Annotated in this window: 19 protein-coding genes, 1 tRNA gene and 1 pseudogene; 12 read left to right on the plus strand and 9 right to left on the minus strand. The window is 57.5% G+C overall.

Annotation, left to right across the window (positions count from 1 at the left end; translation table 11 throughout):
• Positions 1-152: 152 nt before the first annotated feature.
• Positions 153-800, minus strand: a complete 648-nt coding sequence (locus PRJ_RS04380; protein ID WP_028697390.1) for a trypsin-like peptidase domain-containing protein — start codon at positions 798-800, stop codon at positions 153-155.
• A 380-nt stretch (positions 801-1,180) separates the two neighbouring features.
• Positions 1,181-1,414, minus strand: a complete 234-nt coding sequence (locus tag PRJ_RS04385) for a hypothetical protein (RefSeq protein WP_104960812.1) — start codon at positions 1,412-1,414, stop codon at positions 1,181-1,183.
• Positions 1,415-1,696: 282 nt separating this feature from the next.
• Between PRJ_RS04385 and PRJ_RS04390 the strand changes: the two genes are divergently transcribed.
• From PRJ_RS04390 to PRJ_RS04400, 3 genes are all read left to right on the plus strand, one after another.
• Positions 1,697-4,498 (plus strand): zinc chelation protein SecC, encoded by a 2,802-nt coding sequence (locus tag PRJ_RS04390; RefSeq protein WP_104960813.1) that lies wholly within the window; start codon positions 1,697-1,699, stop codon positions 4,496-4,498.
• Positions 4,499-4,520: 22 nt separating this feature from the next.
• Positions 4,521-5,671, plus strand: a protein-coding gene (locus PRJ_RS04395) for an IS3 family transposase (protein ID WP_104960814.1) whose coding sequence is annotated in 2 segments (ribosomal slippage) — positions 4,521-4,755 and positions 4,755-5,671 — 1,152 coding nt in all. Because the reading frame shifts where the segments join, the coding sequence is not laid out codon by codon here.
• 125 nt (positions 5,672-5,796) lie between these two features.
• Positions 5,797-6,690: a hypothetical protein gene (locus PRJ_RS04400; protein WP_104960815.1), complete on the plus strand. Its 894-nt coding sequence runs from the start codon at positions 5,797-5,799 to the stop codon at positions 6,688-6,690.
• 98 nt (positions 6,691-6,788) lie between these two features.
• Here PRJ_RS04400 and PRJ_RS04405 read toward each other — a convergent pair whose 3' ends face one another.
• The 6 genes and pseudogenes from PRJ_RS04405 to PRJ_RS04425 form a co-directional block, all read right to left on the minus strand.
• Positions 6,789-7,376, minus strand: coding sequence for a tail assembly protein (locus PRJ_RS04405; protein WP_104960816.1), 588 nt, complete (start codon positions 7,374-7,376; stop codon positions 6,789-6,791).
• Positions 7,376-7,735 (minus strand): hypothetical protein, encoded by a 360-nt coding sequence (locus PRJ_RS04410; protein ID WP_104960817.1) that lies wholly within the window; start codon positions 7,733-7,735, stop codon positions 7,376-7,378. The genes PRJ_RS04405 and PRJ_RS04410 overlap by 1 nt, the downstream gene beginning before the upstream one ends.
• Before the next feature lie 256 nt (positions 7,736-7,991).
• Complete coding sequence (locus tag PRJ_RS04415) at positions 7,992-8,189, minus strand: hypothetical protein (RefSeq protein WP_033698165.1); 198 nt, start codon at positions 8,187-8,189, stop codon at positions 7,992-7,994.
• Between the two features lie 129 nt (positions 8,190-8,318).
• The gene (locus PRJ_RS04420) at positions 8,319-9,473 is read right to left on the minus strand and encodes a phage major capsid protein (RefSeq protein ID WP_256597920.1); all 1,155 of its coding nucleotides are present in this window, start codon (positions 9,471-9,473) and stop codon (positions 8,319-8,321) included.
• Positions 9,439-9,555: pseudogene (locus PRJ_RS30170) on the minus strand (Arm DNA-binding domain-containing protein); the annotation flags it as partial. The pseudogene PRJ_RS30170 and the gene PRJ_RS04420, both read right to left, overlap by 35 nt.
• Before the next feature lie 207 nt (positions 9,556-9,762).
• Positions 9,763-9,847, minus strand: a tRNA-Leu gene (locus PRJ_RS04425).
• A gap of 105 nt (positions 9,848-9,952) precedes the next feature.
• Between PRJ_RS04425 and queA the strand changes: the two genes are divergently transcribed.
• The 6 genes from queA (at position 9,953) to PRJ_RS04455 (ending at position 16,016) form a co-directional block, all read left to right on the plus strand.
• Entirely contained in the window at positions 9,953-11,002 is a 1,050-nt protein-coding gene (gene queA / locus PRJ_RS04430; protein WP_004576301.1) for a tRNA preQ1(34) S-adenosylmethionine ribosyltransferase-isomerase QueA, read from the plus strand.
• A gap of 14 nt (positions 11,003-11,016) precedes the next feature.
• Positions 11,017-12,132, plus strand: coding sequence for a tRNA guanosine(34) transglycosylase Tgt (tgt, locus tag PRJ_RS04435; protein WP_014589748.1), 1,116 nt, complete (start codon positions 11,017-11,019; stop codon positions 12,130-12,132).
• 42 nt (positions 12,133-12,174) lie between these two features.
• Positions 12,175-12,510, plus strand: a complete 336-nt coding sequence (gene yajC / locus PRJ_RS04440; protein ID WP_003248556.1) for a preprotein translocase subunit YajC — start codon at positions 12,175-12,177, stop codon at positions 12,508-12,510.
• Positions 12,511-12,573: 63 nt separating this feature from the next.
• Positions 12,574-14,436, plus strand: a complete 1,863-nt coding sequence (gene secD / locus PRJ_RS04445; protein ID WP_020189973.1) for a protein translocase subunit SecD — start codon at positions 12,574-12,576, stop codon at positions 14,434-14,436.
• Between the two features lie 10 nt (positions 14,437-14,446).
• Complete coding sequence (gene secF, locus PRJ_RS04450; protein WP_104960818.1) at positions 14,447-15,355, plus strand: protein translocase subunit SecF; 909 nt, start codon at positions 14,447-14,449, stop codon at positions 15,353-15,355.
• A gap of 118 nt (positions 15,356-15,473) precedes the next feature.
• Positions 15,474-16,016 (plus strand): glycine zipper 2TM domain-containing protein, encoded by a 543-nt coding sequence (locus PRJ_RS04455; protein WP_010952063.1) that lies wholly within the window; start codon positions 15,474-15,476, stop codon positions 16,014-16,016.
• A gap of 169 nt (positions 16,017-16,185) precedes the next feature.
• Here the strand turns inward: PRJ_RS04455 and suhB are convergent, their stop codons facing one another.
• Complete coding sequence (gene suhB / locus PRJ_RS04460) at positions 16,186-17,004, minus strand: inositol-phosphate phosphatase (RefSeq protein WP_003248548.1); 819 nt, start codon at positions 17,002-17,004, stop codon at positions 16,186-16,188.
• Positions 17,005-17,155: 151 nt separating this feature from the next.
• On the opposite strand from suhB, the gene trmJ reads away from it, so the two are divergent.
• The 3 genes from trmJ to iscR all read left to right on the plus strand — a co-directional run bounded on the left by trmJ (position 17,156) and on the right by iscR (position 19,371).
• Positions 17,156-17,911 carry a tRNA (cytosine(32)/uridine(32)-2'-O)-methyltransferase TrmJ gene (trmJ, locus tag PRJ_RS04465; protein WP_004576300.1) on the plus strand — a complete coding sequence of 252 codons (756 nt, stop codon included), beginning with the start codon at positions 17,156-17,158 and terminating at the stop codon, positions 17,909-17,911.
• 3 nt (positions 17,912-17,914) lie between these two features.
• A complete protein-coding gene (gene cysE, locus PRJ_RS04470) occupies positions 17,915-18,700 on the plus strand; it encodes a serine O-acetyltransferase (RefSeq protein ID WP_104960819.1) in 786 nt (261 codons plus the stop codon).
• Positions 18,701-18,879: 179 nt separating this feature from the next.
• Entirely contained in the window at positions 18,880-19,371 is a 492-nt protein-coding gene (gene iscR, locus PRJ_RS04475; protein WP_003248542.1) for a Fe-S cluster assembly transcriptional regulator IscR, read from the plus strand.
• Positions 19,372-19,416 lie beyond the last annotated feature (45 nt).

Genomic DNA, 19,416 nt, shown 5'->3' on the forward strand with positions numbered 1-19,416 from the left:
TGGCTGGCAGGGCCTCTTCGCGGGTAAACCCGCTCCCTCAGGTACTGCACAAGGCTCAAATCCTGTGCAGGCCCTGTGGAAGCGGGTTTACCCGCGAAGAGGCCATCAGCCTCACATCATAGGCCGCTTTCCATCCAACACCGCGCCCCGATTCACGGCTTGGCGGCCACCGCCACGTAGCCTTTGACCGCAGCCGGCGCCCTCGGCTTGGCCTTGTGCGCCAACAAGTACTGATAGCGCCGCCATTCCTTGTCGATCTCGTTGAATGACATGAACACGCTGATGCGATCCTTGCCCGCCAGGTCAGGGCGCTTGCCAGCGTCGATCTCGCGGGTGGGAATGATCGCGACGTTGATACCTACGACCTTGCCGTCATCGGCAAACACAGGCCCGCCCGACATACCCTTGGTAATCGGGCCGTCGTGTACCGAGTAGAAGACGCTGCCCGGCGTACCTTCAAGCCGTACCAGCGATGACAGGGCATGGCCCTTGCCCTGCATCGGCATCATGAAACTGTTGAAACCCACCGCCGTCACTGCCTCCCCCGGCACGTACTGGCGCCAGTGCGGCACGTTGCTGGCCTTGTGCTTGAAGAACACCACGTCACCCAGGCCCTCGTGGACCACGTTGCGCAGGAAGGGGGTGTGTTTGGCGGTGACTGCGTAATCCTCGTTCCACTGGATGGCGCTGGCCATCAGCAACATGGGCAGCGGGGCACCTGAGGTAACCACGAACGCCTGGCTGTAGACGGGATCTGAAACGTACGACGTTGGCACTCCATTGCACCCACTGAGCAGCATCATTGCCGCCATGCAGGGCGCGATTGTTTTCATGGGACACACATTGCGTGAAGAAAGGGGAGCGCCACTATGGCTAAGTGCCATTACGCTAACAATACTTTCGGAATATATCTGACGAATGACAGCTTAAGTGCTAGCGCAAGGCGCGGCCAATAGAATGCAGGTATGGGGGGAGGCGCGGGAGTCAGGGGGGCGGCGTCAACGACGTGCGTGAATCGCAGGCACAAAAAAACCGACCGTAAGGTCGGTTTTTTCCGGATTTGGTGCCCGAGGGAGACCCGTACTGCTCAATTTTGGCCTTTATTTACAGGTGTCTAGGTCTTTGTGAGTGGGGGTCTACTCACAAATCTACTCACTTTTTTGCAAGCGTTGCAAAGCCGTCACACGGTTGTGCCGTCTATTCGGACTGATGCTTGAGCGTCATCAGCATACGGGATGCTCACCTCGACCTTTTTGCCTGACTCGGTAGTGATTTCAATCACGAGTCGGTGAGGAGGGGCGGCAAAGTCGTCTGTGTACAGGACGTGGACAGCCTCTTTGCATGAGTCCCCCGTGGAGACCGGCCAATAAGCCGAACCGTCTTTGGCCGGCAGGTACACTTGAATGTTGGACATTTCCTATCTCCTAGCTGCTTTCGATTGGGTGTCTTAGCAGGCTAGCCGACTTTTACGATCCTTCTTCGGGATGTCAAAGTATATTGTATCTCATTGTTTTAATTGGTTTTTTCGTAGTTAAAGCTTTGAGATATCCCCATTGATACCCCCGCGGTGAGCCTCCTATTTGATGCCGATCCTCTTCGTTCCACTTCTGCATGGCACAACCCTTCAGCTACGATGCCAGGATGACATCACGGGCAACGGGATGTCGCAGATCCGTAGACTAGAAAGAGATCAAGTATGAGCAGGGACGAAGCAGATACTGGTATGAAAGAGTTCGATTTTGAGGCGATGATGGCAGCCATGGCCTTGAGTGCGAGCGCTGAACCAATTGAGTCAGTAATGGAACGGTGCCCCGCGTTGATTAAAAAGCTGGAGCGGTATTGCCCAGTAACAACTGCGGCGGTGTTTGGTGGATTATTACTTAACCCAAAATTCCAAAAGAACTGTCTCCGGCTTGAGTATCTTATTCACCTTGCGATTGCAGTAGGCAACGGAAAACGTACTGCACCATACCAAGATCTAATCGATGCATACAATTCAGTAGGGAACGAATACAGTCAGCTGGAAGATCCCCCCGAGGATCTTTTCGCTCATCGCATTTATACGCGCCGAGGAAACTATTTAGTAATTGATGGTATTTGGGAGGGTGCAGGCTTCTACTTGCAAAGATTTATGCATCTTGTAGATAGCATGCCTGATTATGGGCTCTTTGGCGCTCTCCGAAACTCCATACATGCGCTACTTAAAATTTCGAACTTTATATGCTTGCGGGCTAACCTCATGCCCAACAGCCTTGGCGACGAATTTGGACAGGACCGCCTCGGCGGCGCAACTGCAGCGAAAGCAGCTGCATTCAAGAGTTCAGTCGCGGTTTCGCCTACCGATCTTCGAGAGTTGGGTGTCGAGTTTGAGGATATTGAGCCATTCATTTTTGATCCTTCAACGCGAAACCTTATAAAAGAGCAAAGCCTTGGTAATACTTCTCTTGAGCGAAAACCTCTAGCCATGATTGGGGGCGATATATATGTCGTACTCCCAACTGCAATATCTTTAGCAATCCGATCGTGTTGCGTTTCAGTGCTGGCGACCGGCAAATCCAGGCCGACTTTTACTTACAACCTGAGCAAAGAATATTCCAGACTTATCAGTCACATGAAAATATTAGGTGGCGACGGTATTGATGCAGATTTTGCTCACAATGGCGACGAAGCCTTTTTCTGTGTTCAAAAAGTTATAGACACAGGGCGATATATCAATTTTGCATTTCTATTGGACAGTCTAGAAGATTTTGCAGACTCTGGCTTTATGGGCATGTATAGCCCGAGCGAAAAATTAAGGGAAAAGCTGGCAGAACAAGTTATAGAAATGCAAGACAAGGCTTCGGCTGACCCCCAATTTAGGGGCGGAATAAATTTGATAGTTAGCTGCGGTATAGGTAGAGGCGCCGCCTTTGATTTGTCGCTCCCCCCGCGGGATGGGTGGAAGCTCGAAGTCATCAGCGCTCATGACTTTTACACTCTTAGCAATGTAGAGCAGTTTGAGCCATTGAATCTGTGGCGCATGCTCGAAGCTGAAGAAAAATTGCAAGAAAGCAACGTCCTTATCCAGAATATGAACGGACTTTTGAATCTTTACGCATGGTGCGATTCCTTAAATGGTCACATGGTGCCGCACTCAGAGATTCCTGATGATCCTCACAACTCAACATTGTTCTTGGCAATCACACAGAATGGACTGCGAGAGACACGACAAAAAGTTGCATTTTCGATGGACGACCAGGTCCAGCAATACACCGACGGATCATGGTTACTGATTCGCAAAGAAGGCTCAAGCTACTTTAAGGAAGAAGATCTTCTACCACTATACGGAAGCTTCACTCCCGGGATTCCGAAAGGAGCCGTTATAACAAAAAACAGATGTTGGTGGACAGAGCTGGCATCGCCGCCTAATGGAATTGATACTGCTAGCTACGATCGCTGGAAGATGCTGGGAGTATGGATAGTCCGTGCCGCGCCTATTCTTGATGACGCCCTAGGTCAAGAGCTAGGGCAAGGACCTATAGTTTGGAGATGTGTATTTGAGAAGCCGCAAGACGCAACCTATATCGAAGAACACGGTAATGAAGATGATGCTGCCAAATCGATAACTGCGACTGTCCATGCTGAGATCAGGACCGTCCAACTGAACATAGGCCCCGACTTCGACAAGGCGTTGTTCAACCCAACAAACATAGCAGAACGGGCTCTGGTGCAAGCTTTTGTGGCGGGAGTGCTAGAGCTTGCACGAAAAGACGGCTCATTAGTGGACGATCTAACAAATAAAATAGTACCAAATGACCAGGCGCGGCATGCACATATTTTCCAAGCTTCGAAATTTAGAGACCACTTTCCAGAGCTATTAAGCAAAAAAGTAATAACAATAAACAACTTAGATGAAGGCCTTGGCAAACTTAATATGGGCTGGAAAGTCCGAGATAGGGGAGAAGGCGGCGTAATTGAGGGCAAAGTGGAATGCCAAGCCTACCTGAATGCCCTCGTTACCAGATTAGAGGTTGAACTCTGCAGGGATGTCAAACAATTCAACCGCGAGAGCTTGGTGTCAGAGCTACTCATGAATGCAGATACCGCTAGCGTCTCACGCGATCGGTGGCATAGGACAGCGTCAGCAGTTCTATCACTTAGGAATGATCAAAATGCAGCGCTAGCCGTCATGCGTGATTACGAGTTCAAGCTTAATTCTGTACTGCAGCCGAGCCGAAACTTAATTGAGATGGCAATTTGTGAATCTCCAGTTGAGGGCGGAAATCTTGTGGGCGACCTCGATATCGCTCGCCTACTCGGCAAGGCTGCATGCTTACACCACTTGGGAGGGTGGTCAGATCTGATACGCTGGGATGTAATGACACCCAAAGTGATGATCCGCCCTTTAGGCGACGTTCATGTAGAGCATGATTTCATCGAAACTGTAGTAGAAGATTTTGGAACAGCGACGAGCACACTGAATCGCCCCTGGTTTCGTAGACACCTCCAAGCCTCATAATGAGGCCCAAATAGGAGGTGCCATGAGTCGTCAGCGTTACCCTGAAGAATTCAAGATCGAAGCGGTCAAGCAAGTCACCGAGAAAGGCAAGCCCGTCGCCGATGTTGCCCAGCGCCTGGGCATGTCCGTGCACAGCCTTTATGCCTGGATCAAGGTCTACAGCAAGCCCCAAGAGCAGCGTCAGCAAGACGACGATCAGCAGGCCGAACTGCGCAAGCTGCGCGCTGAACTCAAGCGCGTGACGGAAGAGCGAGACATCTTAAAAAAGGCCGCCGCGTACTTTGCCAAGGAGTGCGGTTAAAGTACGCCTTCATCAAGAAGCACTCGACTGATTACCCGGTGCGGCGCCTTTGCCAAACCCTCAAGGTGCACCCCAGCGGCTACTACGCCTGGCTGGCCGAGCCTCAATCTGCCCGAGCAAAAGAAGATCAACGTCTGCTTGGCTTGATCAAACACGCTTGGCTAGAAAGCGGAGGCGTATACGGCTACCGCAAAATTCACGATGACCTACGTGAGCTAGGAGAGGAATGCGGACGAAATCGAGTCGGGCGCTTGATGCAGGCGGAGGGGCTGCGTTCGCAAACGGGCTATCGGCGGCGTCCAGGGTTTTACGGTGGTAAACCAACAGTGGCCTCGCCCAACCACCTCGCGCGGCAGTTCAATGTCAGTGAACCGAACAAGGTCTGGGTGACAGATATCACTTACATCCGCACCTATGAAGGATGGCTCTACCTGGCGGTAGTGCTGGATCTGTTCTCACGCCAAGTAATTGGTTGGTCAATGAAGCCAAGGATGTGCAGCGACCTCGCTATCGACGCAATGTTGATGGCTGTGTGGCGACGCAAGCCACAGCAGCAAGTGATGATTCACTCAGATCAGGGTAGTCAGTTCAGTAGCTCAGATTGGCAAAGCTTCTTGAAGGCTAACAATGTAATCAGCAGCATGAGCCGGCGGGGAAACTGCCACGACAATGCCGTAGCCGAGAGCTTTTTCCAGCTTTTGAAGCGGGAGCGAATCCGACGAAAGATCTACACAACCCGTGAAGAAGCCCGAAGTGATATTTTCGATTACATCGAGATGTTCTATAACCCTAAACGCCGACACAGCAGTGCTATGCAGCTGTCTCCAGTAGAGTATGAGAAACGCTATTTCCTGAGCTTGGAGAGTGTCTAGGAAACCAGGGGCGATTCACACATAGATACCTGTCCTCTGCTCGCAACTATGCAAAGAACCTGAAGGAACGCGACTCTTCCAGTGAAAAATCTCAAGAGATAGATCCTAAGTTTTTAGCTGCTTGGATGCAAGATCTCGGAGCAAGCTTTGAAGACTTCTGCAAGTTAGTAGATGCGATAGAAAACTATGCAGTCAATACTGGTCAATCTGTCCTGGTAATGCGTCGCGCTGAGCTTTTGAACTTAGGAGAAAGCGCGGAGAGCGCGGAGTGCATACTCCAAGCTATGACCCTGGCCCCTAGGGAGTCTTGGCGTTACGTGCCGGAAGGCTATGAGTCAAAAGATATCGATCCGTGGCGATTCAAACGACGCTTGAGCGTTGTAAGACGCCCTCTTCTACAAATCACAACTAGCGAAGAACCTCTCTACCTCATCGCCCCTGGAATTATTCGAGAGGGTTTCATCGCAATGGTGAGCAACTATTATAGCGGATCCTATCCAGACCGGCATTGCGGACCAGGAATGCGAAAGTATGCTGGATATGCTCGCGAGCGAGATGGGATGGCTTTTAATACTAAAGTATCTGAAAAACTAGAAGAGCTAGGCTGGCAAACCCAGCCTGAAATCAAACTAACAAAGATACTTAAAGACAAACTTGATCGCGACTATGGAGACGTCGATGTACTAGCATGGGATGCTGATCTGGGTCGAGTACTAATTATTGAATGCAAAGATTTACAATTCAAAAAAACGTACGGAGAAATTGCAGAGCAACTCAATGATTTTCGCGGAGTAGAGAGAAATGGGAAACGAGATCTATTGAGAAAACATTTAGACAGGGTTTCGATCCTGCGCGAGCAAGCCCATAAAGTCCAAAAATATCTGAACCTCAAAAGTATCCCTATAATTGAAAGCGTTGTGGTGTTTAGCAATCCCGTACCCATGCAGTTCGCGTCAGGCGCAATTCGGGAAGAGGCAAAAACATTCACGTTCAACTCTCTATCAGACCTGCGCGAGTGAATTTTACTGTGACGATAGTGTTTGATGGGTGTCTTCAAATTTGAGGACACCCCCTAAATACCCTCAGTCTGGGGTATTCAAAGTGGCCCTGGTTCACTTCAAGCCTTGTCCTGGGCCACGATCGATGCAGAAATGATGGCCCCGCCCCAGCGGCGCTCGCCGATGCAGATCGGTACCGGTAATCCACTAGCGGTGGTGTTCTTGGCACTTCCAAAGGCGTAGCTAGGCAGGTTCTCGGGCGCGCCGCTCTGTGACAGCCCCTTCGCCTGGGGGCTGAGCATCTGAATCACGCCGCCAGCGACCAGCGCGATACCTGGCCCGTAGGTGGCGCCTCCGGTGAACGGTCCAGCAATGAGCAACGCGATTCCAACGATCGTCTGCAGCAGCCCAGCACGCTTGCTGCCATGCACTACCGGCACAAACCACAGCTCTCGGGCTCCCCCTCGGGTCAGGTCACCGTCGCCAATGTTCTTGCCATTCTTGAATATCGCGAAGCGTAGCCCCCGGCTCTCGGCATCGGCCAGGTCACGGGCGAAGCCTGGATAATTAGCATCCAGCGCTTTAGCGGCCTCTTTCGCGTCACCGCGTTGCAGCAGGAAGTGGTGGTGTTTGCCGTACTTCTTGCCCAAGAAGCCGCCCAGACGGATTTTGGTTTTTGGCGCATAGTCGATCACGGTCGCAGCCATCACACGGCCTCCTGTGGCATGGACAGATGGACGCCCAGGCGCCGAGCGAGCATCTCGCGGCACTGCAGCGCCTCCAGGCGAATGGAGTCCTCTCGGGCAGGACAAGGGTTCCAGTTGGGCGCATAGCTCGACATTGAAGCGCGAGCGCCGCGTAGGGTGCCACGCAGCAAGGCGGCAGATATCCGCGCCTCCTCCTCGGTAAAGAACACGCCATCGAGCTTCACCCTTTGGCCGGCCTGGACACGATCGACTTCCCACAGCAGATAGCAGGGGCCACCTTTGTCCAGGGTGAAGGTGGCCACGTCGCAGGCTCGGGCGAAACGCTCTTGAAAGGTGGACGGAGCTGGTTGAATGGTCATCAGCGGATAGCCTCCAGGTGTTAACTCGTCGGTGTTAAAGCGTTAACTTTTCGAGGTTAAAGCTGTTAATCCGGTTAACACCCGCCAGAGGGCGCTATCGCCGTCTATGCCGCTGTTTCCGTGGCTTCCAGCCCCATGCACGTTCGGCATGGTGTTAACCTCGTTTTAACTTTTTTTTAACCGGGGAAAAAATGTCTACGTGGGGTCGGAGGCGGTCTAGGTCAGCGAACCTTCCAGACTTTCGACCCGCCCCCCCTCAGTAGGTCGGCGCGATGTACGGCGGCGCCGACCGGATCTGTTCCAGCGCTTCGGCTGCGCTCAGGCCGCTGGCCAACAGTCGATCAATCTCTTTGCTCAACCGCTCACGCTCTTCCATCTGGCGCAACAGGGCGCGGCTGTGGGCGATCTGGTTGAGGGCTCGTTGAACTGGCTTGGGTAGATGGGTATGGCTCATGGTCTTCTCCGGTGTGAATGAAAAGGCCCGCGAGTGCGGGCCTGTGCCGGATCACCCCACAAAGGAAAGAAGGGCTCCGACTGCTGCGGTTAGGAGGTCGTGGCACTCACAGCTAACCCACGCTCGTCGTTACGGTGTCGGCGTGCCGGCCAGCGTGACGAGTCGAGTAGCTGTGGGTGCGAACACGGCCAGGCCAGCGCGCAGCTCTGCCAGGATGGTCACCATGTTGCGGCGGAAGTTGTCACCGTCGTGGCGGCTGGCCTCCACGGTCACTTCCTGACGGTCCAGCAATGCGGCCACGCTGGTATCGAGGATCAACGCCTCGCCTTGCGGCATGCCGTTGGTGACGACTACAGGGGTGCCCCACAGGCTGGGCGGCGCTGGATCGCGTGGGGTGCCAATCACATACTGGCCGTCGCCATCATCGGCGCGCTCGCTCTCGATGGCGAACCAGTCACGCGGGTTCATCACGATGACGTTCGGGTTCCAACCTTCGGCCTTGAGGTCAGTGAGGGCTGCGCCGATGCGGTCAGCCGGTTTGCCAGTGGTGATGCCGGCAGCGGTGGCTTGCTTCTTGAACCCGAGGATTTCACCCGCGCCGCCGTCGCCGTTGATGAGTTCGGCTTCCAACTTCTGGCGCACGCCCACGCTCATCAGCGTGTTGATCTGTCCCTCAAGCTGGTCATTGTCCTGCAGTACCTGGAGGCTCGCCGGAATCCAGGTGGCGATGGTGGCGATCTCCGCCCGCTCCATCTTGGTTGGCATCGACCCTTCGGCCTTCTCCTCACCTTCTTCTTTCTGGTAGGCCGCGCCGTTGATGTAGCCGTCGAGGCGAACGAACTCGTAGGTAGCGCTGGTGACCGGCACGATCGGCAGCACATCCAGCAAGCTCAGCCGCGGCTGCGGAATACCACGGATGCCGGCGCCATCACGCTGCGGGGCAGTTGGATAGCTGGTCGAGCCAGTAACGCCTTTGTTGGGGTTGGTGATGGCTGCGCGGACGCCCACTTTGCAATTGATCTGGCCGGTGGACTTCATACCGTTGCGGAAGCCGGCGATGCCATCGGCGGCCACGACCTGGGCAGTTACAGCATTGGAGTCGGTGGAATCGTCGTTAGCGCCTCGGCGGGCGCTGACATTCACCATCTTCTGCTCGATTTCTTGAAGCCGGGCGCCGAACTCGTTTTGCTTCTCTGCTGAGGACGATTTGAAGTCAGCGATCTGCGTGCCGATGTTCTGCAGCGTTAAGGCGCCACAGTTTGCCCCCAGCGGTTGTAACCTCAAGGCAAAGGCCCTGGGCGTCAGCGAGGCGATAGAGCTTGTCGCGGGGTTTGGCGGTGCGGATGGCGGTATCTGTGAGCGCCACGGCTATTCCCGTGGAGTGCCGAACCGCGCTGGATTGCGGTCGGTGTGTGAGTAGGATTCTGGACCGAACTCGTCCTACTCACAAATCTACTCATATGCTTGCGGGCTTACAAGGGAACCGCTGGGAACGATGGGCACAAAAAAACCGGCCATGTGGCCGGTTTCTCTGGTGTTCCGGGTCTGGTAGGGACCGCTTGGAACTATGTGATGGTGCCCCGAGGGAGACTCGAACTCCCACTCCTTTCGAAAACGGATTTTGAATCCGCCGCGTCTACCAATTCCGCCATCAGGGCGTGGCGCGCAGTATAAAGAGGTGCCGCTGGTCGGTCAATCGGCTTTCATGGTCAATTTTCACACATTGGGCTAAACTTCCCGGCCCTGCCGAACCGAACATCATCATGCGCGTCGCCGATTTTTCCTTCGAACTCCCTGATTCCCTGATCGCCCGCCACCCGTTGGCCGAGCGCCATGGCAGCCGTCTGCTGGTGCTCGATGGGCCTACCGGCGCGCTGGCGCACCGGCAATTCCCCGACTTGCTCGACTATCTGCGCCCCGGCGACCTGATGGTGTTCAACAACACCCGGGTGATCCCGGCGCGGTTGTTTGGCCAGAAAGCCTCCGGCGGCAAGCTGGAGGTACTGGTCGAGCGCGTACTCGACAGCCACCGGGTGCTGGCCCATGTGCGCGCCAGCAAGGCGCCCAAGGTAGGCGCGGTCATCCTCATCGATGGCGGTGGCGAGGCCGAAATGGTCGCGCGCCATGACACGCTGTTCGAGCTTCGCTTCACCGAAGAGGTGCTGCCGTTGCTCGACCGTGTCGGCCATATGCCGTTGCCGCCCTATATCGACCGCCCGGACGAGGGCGCCGACCGTGAGCGCTACCAGACCGTGTACGCCCAGCGCGCCGGCGCGGTTGCCGCGCCTACTGCCGGCCTGCACTTTGACGAGGCGCTGCTGGAAAAGATCGCCGACAAGGGCGTCGAGCGCGCCTTCGTCACCCTGCATGTGGGCGCCGGCACCTTCCAGCCGGTGCGGGTCGACAAGATCGAAGACCACCACATGCATAAAGAGTGGCTCGAAGTGGGCCAGGATGTGGTCGATGCCATCGAGGCCTGCCGGGCCCGTGGTGGTCGGGTGATTGCGGTTGGCACCACCAGTGTGCGTTCGCTGGAAAGCGCCGCGCGTGATGGCGTGCTCAAGGCCTTCAGTGGCGACACCGACATCTTCATCTACCCGGGCCGGCCGTTCCATGTGGTCGACGCCCTGGTCACCAACTTCCATCTGCCGGAGTCCACGCTGCTGATGCTGGTCTCGGCTTTCGCCGGCTACCCCGAGACCATGGCTGCCTACGCAGCGGCGGTCGAGCACGGGTACCGCTTCTTCAGTTACGGTGATGCCATGTTCATCACCCGCAATCCGGCGCCACGCGGGCCCGAGGATCAAGCATGAGTCGCACCTGTCGAATGTCCTTCGAACTGCTGGCCACCGACGGCAAGGCCCGTCGTGGTCGCATCACCTTCCCACGTGGCACCGTGGAAACCCCGGCATTCATGCCGGTGGGTACCTATGGCACGGTCAAGGGCATGCTGCCACGCGATATCGAGGCCATCGGCGCCGAGATGATCCTCGGCAACACCTTCCACCTGTGGCTGCGTCCAGGCACCGAGGTGATCAAGAAGCACAACGGCCTGCACGATTTCATGCAGTGGAAAGGCCCGATCCTCACCGACTCCGGTGGTTTCCAGGTATTCAGCCTGGGTGCCATGCGCAAGATCAAGGAAGAGGGCGTGACCTTCGCTTCGCCGGTCGATGGTTCCAAGGTGTTCATGGGCCCGGAAGAGTCGATGCAGGTTCAGCGTGACCTGGGCTCGGACGTGGTAATGATCTTCGACGAGTGCACCCCGTACCCGGCCGAGCACGATGTGGCACGCACTTCCATGGAGCTGTCGCTGCGCTGGGCCCAGCGCTCGAAGAACGCCCATGCCGACAACACCGCCGCGCTGTTCGGCATTGTCCAGGGCGGCATGTACCAGGACCTGCGCATGCGCTCGCTGGAAGGCCTGGAAAACATCGGTTTCGACGGCCTGGCCATTGGCGGCCTGTCGGTGGGCGAGCCCAAGCACGAGATGATCAAGGTGCTGGATTACCTGCCGGGCCAGATGCCTGCTGACAAACCTCGTTACCTTATGGGGGTAGGCAAACCGGAAGATCTCGTTGAGGGTGTGCGCCGCGGCGTCGACATGTTCGACTGCGTGATGCCGACGCGTAACGCGCGCAACGGTCATCTGTTCGTCGATACAGGGGTGATCAAGATCCGCAATGCGTTCCATCGTCACGATGAATCGCCGCTGGATCCGACCTGTGACTGCTATACCTGCACCAACTTCTCGCGCGCCTATCTCCATCATCTGGACAAATGCGGCGAAATGCTGAGCAGCATGCTGAATACCATCCACAACTTGCGCCATTATCAGCGCTTGATGGCCGGTTTACGCGAGGCTATTCAACAGGGTAAATTGGCCGCCTTTGTCGACGCCTTCTACGCCAAGCGCGGGCTTCCTGTACCGCCCTTGGACTGACTGTCCGCATCCATTATTAGAAAATTACATTAGGAGTGCCCAATGAGCTTCTTCATCCCCGCCGCATACGCGGACGCTGCAGCACCTGCCGCTGGCCCAGCCGGTACCGGCTTCGAGTGGATTTTCCTGGTCGGTTTCCTGGTCATCTTCTACCTGATGATCTGGCGCCCGCAGGCCAAGCGCGCAAAAGAGCAGAAGAACCTGCTGAGCAACTTGCAGAAAGGTGACGAAGTTGTCACCAACGGCGGCATCGCCGGCAAGATCGTCAAGGTTTCCGATGACTTCGTGGTGCTGGAAGTGTCCGACACTGTCGAACTGAAGTTCCAGAAGGGTGCCATTGCTGCGACCCTGCCAAAAGGTACGCTCAAGGCTATCTGAGTTACCGGTTTTATTTTCCAGTCGGGGCGCGCAACGCGCCCCGCGTCTTGAACGGGCGGCGTGATGCTGAACAAATATCCTCTGTGGAAATATGCACTGATCGTGCTGGTACTGGTGGTCGGTTTCATTTATTCCGCTCCCAACCTCTACCCGGATGACCCGGCGGTACAGATCAGCGGTGCCAGCTCGGCGCTGCAGGTGAATCAGGCCGACCTCGATCGCGTCAGCAAGGCGCTGGTCGATGCCAAGATCGCTGTCAAGGGCGCAAGCCTGGGTGAAAAGGGCAGCGGGCTGATCCGCCTGACCAATCAGGAAGACCAGTTGCCAGCCAAGGATGTCGTGCGCAAGGCACTGGGCGATGATTACGTCGTGGCCCTGAACCTGGCCCAGACTACCCCGCAATGGCTGCGCAACCTGGGCGCAAGCCCGATGAAACTGGGCCTGGACCTGTCTGGTGGTGTGCACTTCCTGCTGGAAGTGGACATGGACAAGGCCATGACTGCCCGCATGAAAGTCTACGAAGGCGAGGTCAAGACCTTGCTGCGCAAAGAGCGCGTCCGCTACCGCAGCCTGCCTCAGCAGGATGGCGGCATCATGCTGGGCTTCGCTGACGATGCCACCCGCGAACAGGCACGTGCCCTGATCCGCAAGAATTTCAATGATTTCGACCTGACCACCACCGAGCGCAATGAGCTTGCGGTGCTGCGTCTGGCGCTGACCCAGGCGAAAGTCGCCGAGATCCGCGAATACTCGATCAAGCAGAACCTCACCACCGTACGCAACCGCGTGAACGAGCTGGGTGTGGCAGAGCCCCTGGTACAGCGCCAGGGCGCCAACCGTATCGTGGTCGAGCTGCCTGGCGTGCAGGACACTGCCGAAGCCAAGCGTATCCTCGGTAAAACGGCCAACCTGGAGTTCCGCTTCGGTGCTGAACCAGGTGCCTCCAAAGCCACTACCGAGGTGTTCGAGTTCCGTGAGGGCGGCCGCTCCGCCGCAGTCGAGCGGGGCCTGATCATCACCGGTGACCAGGTCACCGACGCCCAGGCCAGTTTTGACGAGCATGGTAGCCCGCAGGTGAACATCCGTCTGGATGGTCACGGTGGCGAGCTGATGAGCCGCGCAACGCGCAGCAACGTCGGCCGTAGCATGGCGGTGATCTTCATCGAGCAGAAGCCAGTCACCCGTTACGTCAAGCAGACTGTCGGTGGCGTCGAGAAGGATGTTGCCGTACAAAGCTTCGTCGAAGAGAAGAAAATCATCAGCCTGGCGACCATCCAGTCGCCGCTGGGCAGCCAGTTCCGCATCACCGGCCTGAACGGCCAGGGTGAATCGTCGGAACTGGCATTGCTGCTGCGTGCCGGTGGTCTGGCCGCGCCGATGTACTTCGCTGAAGAACGTACCATTGGCCCAAGCCTGGGTGCCGATAACATCACCAAGGGTATCAACGCGTCGCTGTGGGGCATGCTGTTCGTCTCGCTGTTCATCATCGCCATCTACCGCGCCTTCGGCGTGCTGGCCACCATCGCCCTGGCGGGCAACATGGTGCTGCTGCTGGCGTTGATGTCGCTGCTGGGGGCGACCCTGACCCTGCCGGGTATTGCCGGCATCGTGTTGACCATGGGTATGGCGGTGGACGCCAACGTGCTGATCTTCTCGCGTATTCGCGAAGAAATCGCGGCTGGCATGTCGGTGCAGCGCGCCATCCACGAAGGCTTCAATCGCGCCTACTCGGCAATCGTCGACGCCAACCTGACCACCCTGTTGGTCGGCGGCATCCTGTTTGCCATGGGTACCGGCCCGGTCAAAGGCTTTGCGGTCACCATGTCCCTCGGGATTTTCACCTCGATGTTCACTGCCATCATGGTGACCCGTGCATTGGTCAACCTGACCTGTGGCGGGCGTGACATCAAGAAGCTGTGGGTTTGAGGGAGCTGCGATGAAAACCATCAATTTCATGGGCGTGCGCAATTTCGCGTTCGCCGTCACCGTGCTCCTCACCGTGTTGGCGCTGTTCAGCTGGTGGCAAAAGGGCCTGAACTTCGGGCTGGACTTCACCGGGGGCACGCTGATCGAGCTGACCTACGAGCGCCCGGCCGACGTCAAGGCTGTGCGTGCCGAGTTGGTCGAATCCGGCTTCAACGAGGCCGTGGTGCAGAGCTTCGGTGCTACCACTGACCTGCTTGTGCGCATGCCTGGCGACGATCCCATGCTGGGTAACAAGGTAGCTGAAGCCCTGCAGAAGGCCGGAGGTGACAACCCGGCGAAGGTCAAGCGTGTCGAGTTCGTCGGCCCTCAGGTGGGTGAAGAGCTGCGTGACCAGGGTGGCATAGGCATGTTGCTGGCCTTGGGCGGCATCCTCATCTACCTGGCGTTCCGTTTCCAGTGGAAGTTCGCCGTGGGGGCGATCGTTTCGCTGATCCACGACGTGGTGGTAACGCTGGGTATCCTGTCGTTCTTCCAGATCACCTTCGACCTGACGGTGCTGGCGGCGGTGCTGGCGATCATCGGTTACTCGCTGAACGACACCATCGTTGTGTTCGACCGGGTACGTGAAAACTTCCGCGTCATGCGCAAGGCCTCGTTGATCGAGAACATCAACGTATCCACCACCCAGACCCTGCTGCGTACCGTCGCCACTTCGGTTTCGACCTTGCTGGCCATTGCCGCGCTGCTGTTCTTCGGGGGTGACAACCTGTTCGGTTTCTCGTTGGCCCTGTTCATTGGTGTCATGGCCGGTACCTACTCGTCGATCTATATCGCCAACGTGGTACTGATCTGGCTGAACCTGAGCAGCGAGGATCTCATTCCGCCGGTCAAGGCCGAAGGTGTGGACGAACGTCCGTAGGTTTTTCCTGCGCCGTTTGGCGATGAAAAGGCGCGAGTGTTGAACTCGCGCCTTTTTTTTTGCTCCAAGGCTGGGAGAAGCGCGGGTTCACACCCGCTGGTACGATCAGGAGGTTCACGTGAATAAATCAATGCTGGTGGGTGCGGTGCTGGGTGCTGTCGGTGTAACTGCCGGAGGTGCTGTGGCGACCTACAGCTTGGTGAACAAAGGCCCCGAAGTCGCCCAGGTGACTGACGTGCAGCCGATCAAGCAGCAGGTGAAAACCCCGCGTGAAGTTTGCAAGGACGTGACTGTGACGCGCCAGGCGCCGGTCAAGGATCAACACCAGATTGCCGGTACCGTAGTCGGTGCGTTGGCAGGTGGTCTGTTGGGTAACCAGATTGGTGGCGGTACCGGCAAGAAGATTGCCACGGTGGCCGGTGCGGTCGGTGGTGGTTATGCGGGTAACAAGGTGCAGGAAGGCATGCAGGAGCGTGATACCTACACGACCACGCAAACCCGCTGCAACACGGTCAACGACATCAGTGAGAAGGTGGTGGGCTACAATGTGACCTATTCCATCGGTGATCAGGTAGGCAAGGTGAAGATGGATCGCGAGCCGGGATCGACCATTCCGCTGGACAAGAATGGCAAGCTGATTCTGAGCGAAGCGGGTCAGTGATTTGCGGTGTCTGTGCCGGCCTCTTCACGGGTAAACCCGATCCTACAGGGGCAATGCGATCCATGTAGGAGCGGGTTGACCCGCGAAGAGGCCGGTACAGGCCACGCAAAACCACCAGGCACAAAAAAAGCACCTCAAGAGGTGCTTTTTGTTTGCCGGCAATCTGCGCTTAGCGCTTCATGCTTTCTGGCAGGTGCGGCTGGATGGCAGTCAGTACCGCCTTGAAGCACTTGATGTTGCCTGCAACGATGTGGCCTTTGTCGAGGAAGTCGTGGCCGCCGTTGAAGTCGCTCACCAAACCACCGGCTTCCTGGATCAGCAATACGCCAGCTGCCATGTCCCATTCGGACAGGCCCGACTCCCAGAAGGCGTCGAAGCGGCCAGCAGCCACATAGGCCAGGTCCAGGCTGGCGGAGCCGGCGCGGCGGATGCCGGCGGTCTGGCCGGTCAAGGCGCGGAACATGCCCAGGTAGTTGTCCATGTCCGCCATCTGGCCATCACGGAACGGGAAGCCGGTGCCCAGCAGGGCGCCTTCCAGGCTTGTGCGCGAGCTGACGCGCAGGCGGCGGCCATTGAGTTGGGCGCCACGGCCACGGCTGGCGGTGAATTCTTCCTGGCGAACCGGGTCGACGATCACGGCGTGCTCAAGGCGGCCGCGGTATTTGCAGGCGATGCTGACGGCGAAGTGCGGGATGCCGCGCAGGAAGTTGGTGGTGCCGTCCAGCGGATCGATGATCCACAGGTAATCTTTGCCTTCTTCGCCGCTACCCGCGTGCAGGCCGGTTTCCTCGCCCTGGATGGAGTGGTTCGGGTAGGCCTTGCGCAGGGCGTTGACGATGCTCTGCTCGGCGGCGCGATCGACTTCGGAAACGTAGTCCTTGGCCTCTTTCTCATCGACCTTGATGCTATCCAGGCGTTCGATGGAGCGGAAAATCAGTTCACTGGCGCTGCGAGCGGCGCGCAGGGCGATATTCAGCATAGGCTGCATGGGCGGGTCACCTGGAGATGTTAAAGAAGAAAGCCGATCATTCTAGCAGAAAACTTTGGCGGCAGAAGTGTCACATTTGCTTTCATGGCGTTACGTCTGTCGGTTCTGTAAGATCGAAGGCCCTGATTCCTGCATCTGTGAGCACAACACCTTGCTGCAAAATATTCGTGTTGTTCTGGTCAATACCAGCCACCCCGGCAATATCGGCGGCGCTGCACGTGCCATGAAAAACATGGGCTTGTCGCGTCTGGTGCTGGTGCAGCCGAAAGAATTCCCCGCCGTGGATGCCAGTGCCCGTGCTTCGGGCGCCGACGATGTGCTGGACAATGCCCAGGTGGTCGACAGCCTCGAACAGGCGCTGGTCGGCTGCAACCTGGTGATGGGCACCAGCGCCCGCGAGCGCAGCATTCCCTGGCCGTTGATCGGCCCGCGTGAATGCGGTGCCAAGGCGGTGGAGCATGCCAATGGCGGCGAGGAAATCGCCCTGGTGTTCGGGCGCGAGCACGCCGGCCTGACCAACGAAGAACTGCAGCGATGTCACTTCCACGTGCACATTCCCTCCAACCCCGACTTCAGCTCGCTGAACCTGGCGGCTGCCGTGCAGGTGCTCTCCTACGAGGTGCGCATGGCCTGGCTGGCTGCCGGTGAAGCGCCGGGCAAAGTCGAGAAGGTTGACGCCGCTGAGCTGGCGACCATGGATGAAATGGAGCTGTTCTACGACCACCTGGAGAAAACCCTGGTGGGCATCGGCTTCCTCGACCCCGAAAAGCCCAAGCACCTGATGCCGCGCTTGCGCCGGCTGTATGGGCGGGTGGCGGTCGAGCGTTCGGAAATGAGCATTTTGCGCGGCATCCTCACCGAGACCCAGAAAGTGGTCCGGGGCGAGCCGCATAAACGGAAGGACTGACAGATGTTCGAACGCCTGCGTGAAGATATTCAAAGCGTATTCCACCGTGACCCGGCTGCACGCAATGCCTTCGAGGTGCTCACCTGCTACCCCGGCATGCATGCCATCTGGCTGCACCGCCTGGGCAATGCCCTGTGGAGGCGTGATTTCAAATGGCTGGCCCGGCTGGTGTCGAACTTCGGTCGCTGGCTGACCGGTATCGAAATCCACCCTGGCGCCACCATTGGCCGGCGCTTTTTCATCGACCACGGTATGGGCATCGTCATTGGCGAAACCGCCGAGATCGGCGATGACGTCACCCTGTACCAGGGGGTGACGCTCGGTGGCACCAGCTGGAACAAGGGCAAGCGCCACCCCACCTTGGAGAACGGCGTGGTGGTAGGGGCGGGTGCCAAGGTGCTGGGGCCTTTCACGGTCGGCGCCGGCGCCAAGATCGGTTCCAATGCGGTGGTCACCAAGGCGGTGCCGGCCGGGGCCACGGCGGTAGGCATTCCGGGGCGGATCATCGTCAAGAGCGAGGACGCTGAAGTTGAAGCCAAGCGTAAGGCAATGGCCGAGAAGATCGGCTTCGACGCCTATGGTGTCAGTGGCGACATGCCCGACCCGGTGGCGCGGGCCATCGGCCAGATGCTCGATCACCTGCAGGCCGTCGACGAACGGTTGGAGGGTATGTGTGGCGCGCTGACCAAGATGGGCAGTGACTATTGTGCCAAGGAACTGCCGGCCTTGCCGGAGGACGACTTCAGCGAGGCTGCCCAGGTGGCCCAGCGCGACACTCAGCCGCATTGATCGCGCCGCACTGAAGTCATGGTGGCATGCGGGGCGTGTGCTCACGCCCCTCGTCTGCTACAATCGCGCCCGCCTCCCAGATGCAATCCCGACTAAAGCAGTAGGTCTAATAGTTGACTTAAATGCTCGGGAATCGCATACTCGCACACATCCTGAAACTCCCGTGGTACCCAATAGCCATGCGACTGACTACCAAAGGCCGATACGCCGTGACCGCCATGCTCGACCTGGCGTTGCACGCGAAGCATGGGCCGGTGTCTTTGGCCGATATTTCCGAGCGCCAGGGCATTTCCCTCTCTTATCTGGAGCAGCTGTTCGCCAAGCTGCGCCGCAGCAGCCTGGTTTCCAGTGTGCGCGGTCCAGGCGGTGGCTACCAGCTGTCGCGGGGCATGGAAACCATCCAGGTGGCCCAGGTTATCGACGCGGTCAACGAATCGGTCGACGCCACCCGCTGCCAGGGGCTCGGTGACTGCCATGCCGGTGATACCTGCCTGACCCACCACCTGTGGTGCGACCTCAGCCAGCAGATCCATGAATTCCTCAGCGGCATAAGCCTGGCCGACCTCGTCAAGCGCCGTGATGTGCAGGAAGTCGCCCAGCGCCAGGACCTGCGCCGTGTCGCAGGACGAACCGCCCAGCTGGACAAGATTGAGACGTCTGCCGTCGATTGACCCCCTGGGACGACGAGCGACGCCACCGCCTGATAGGAGAGACAA

It is taken from the genome of Pseudomonas sp. XWY-1, from assembly GCF_002953115.1.
Taxonomy (GTDB): Bacteria; Pseudomonadota; Gammaproteobacteria; order Pseudomonadales; family Pseudomonadaceae; genus Aquipseudomonas; species Aquipseudomonas alloputida.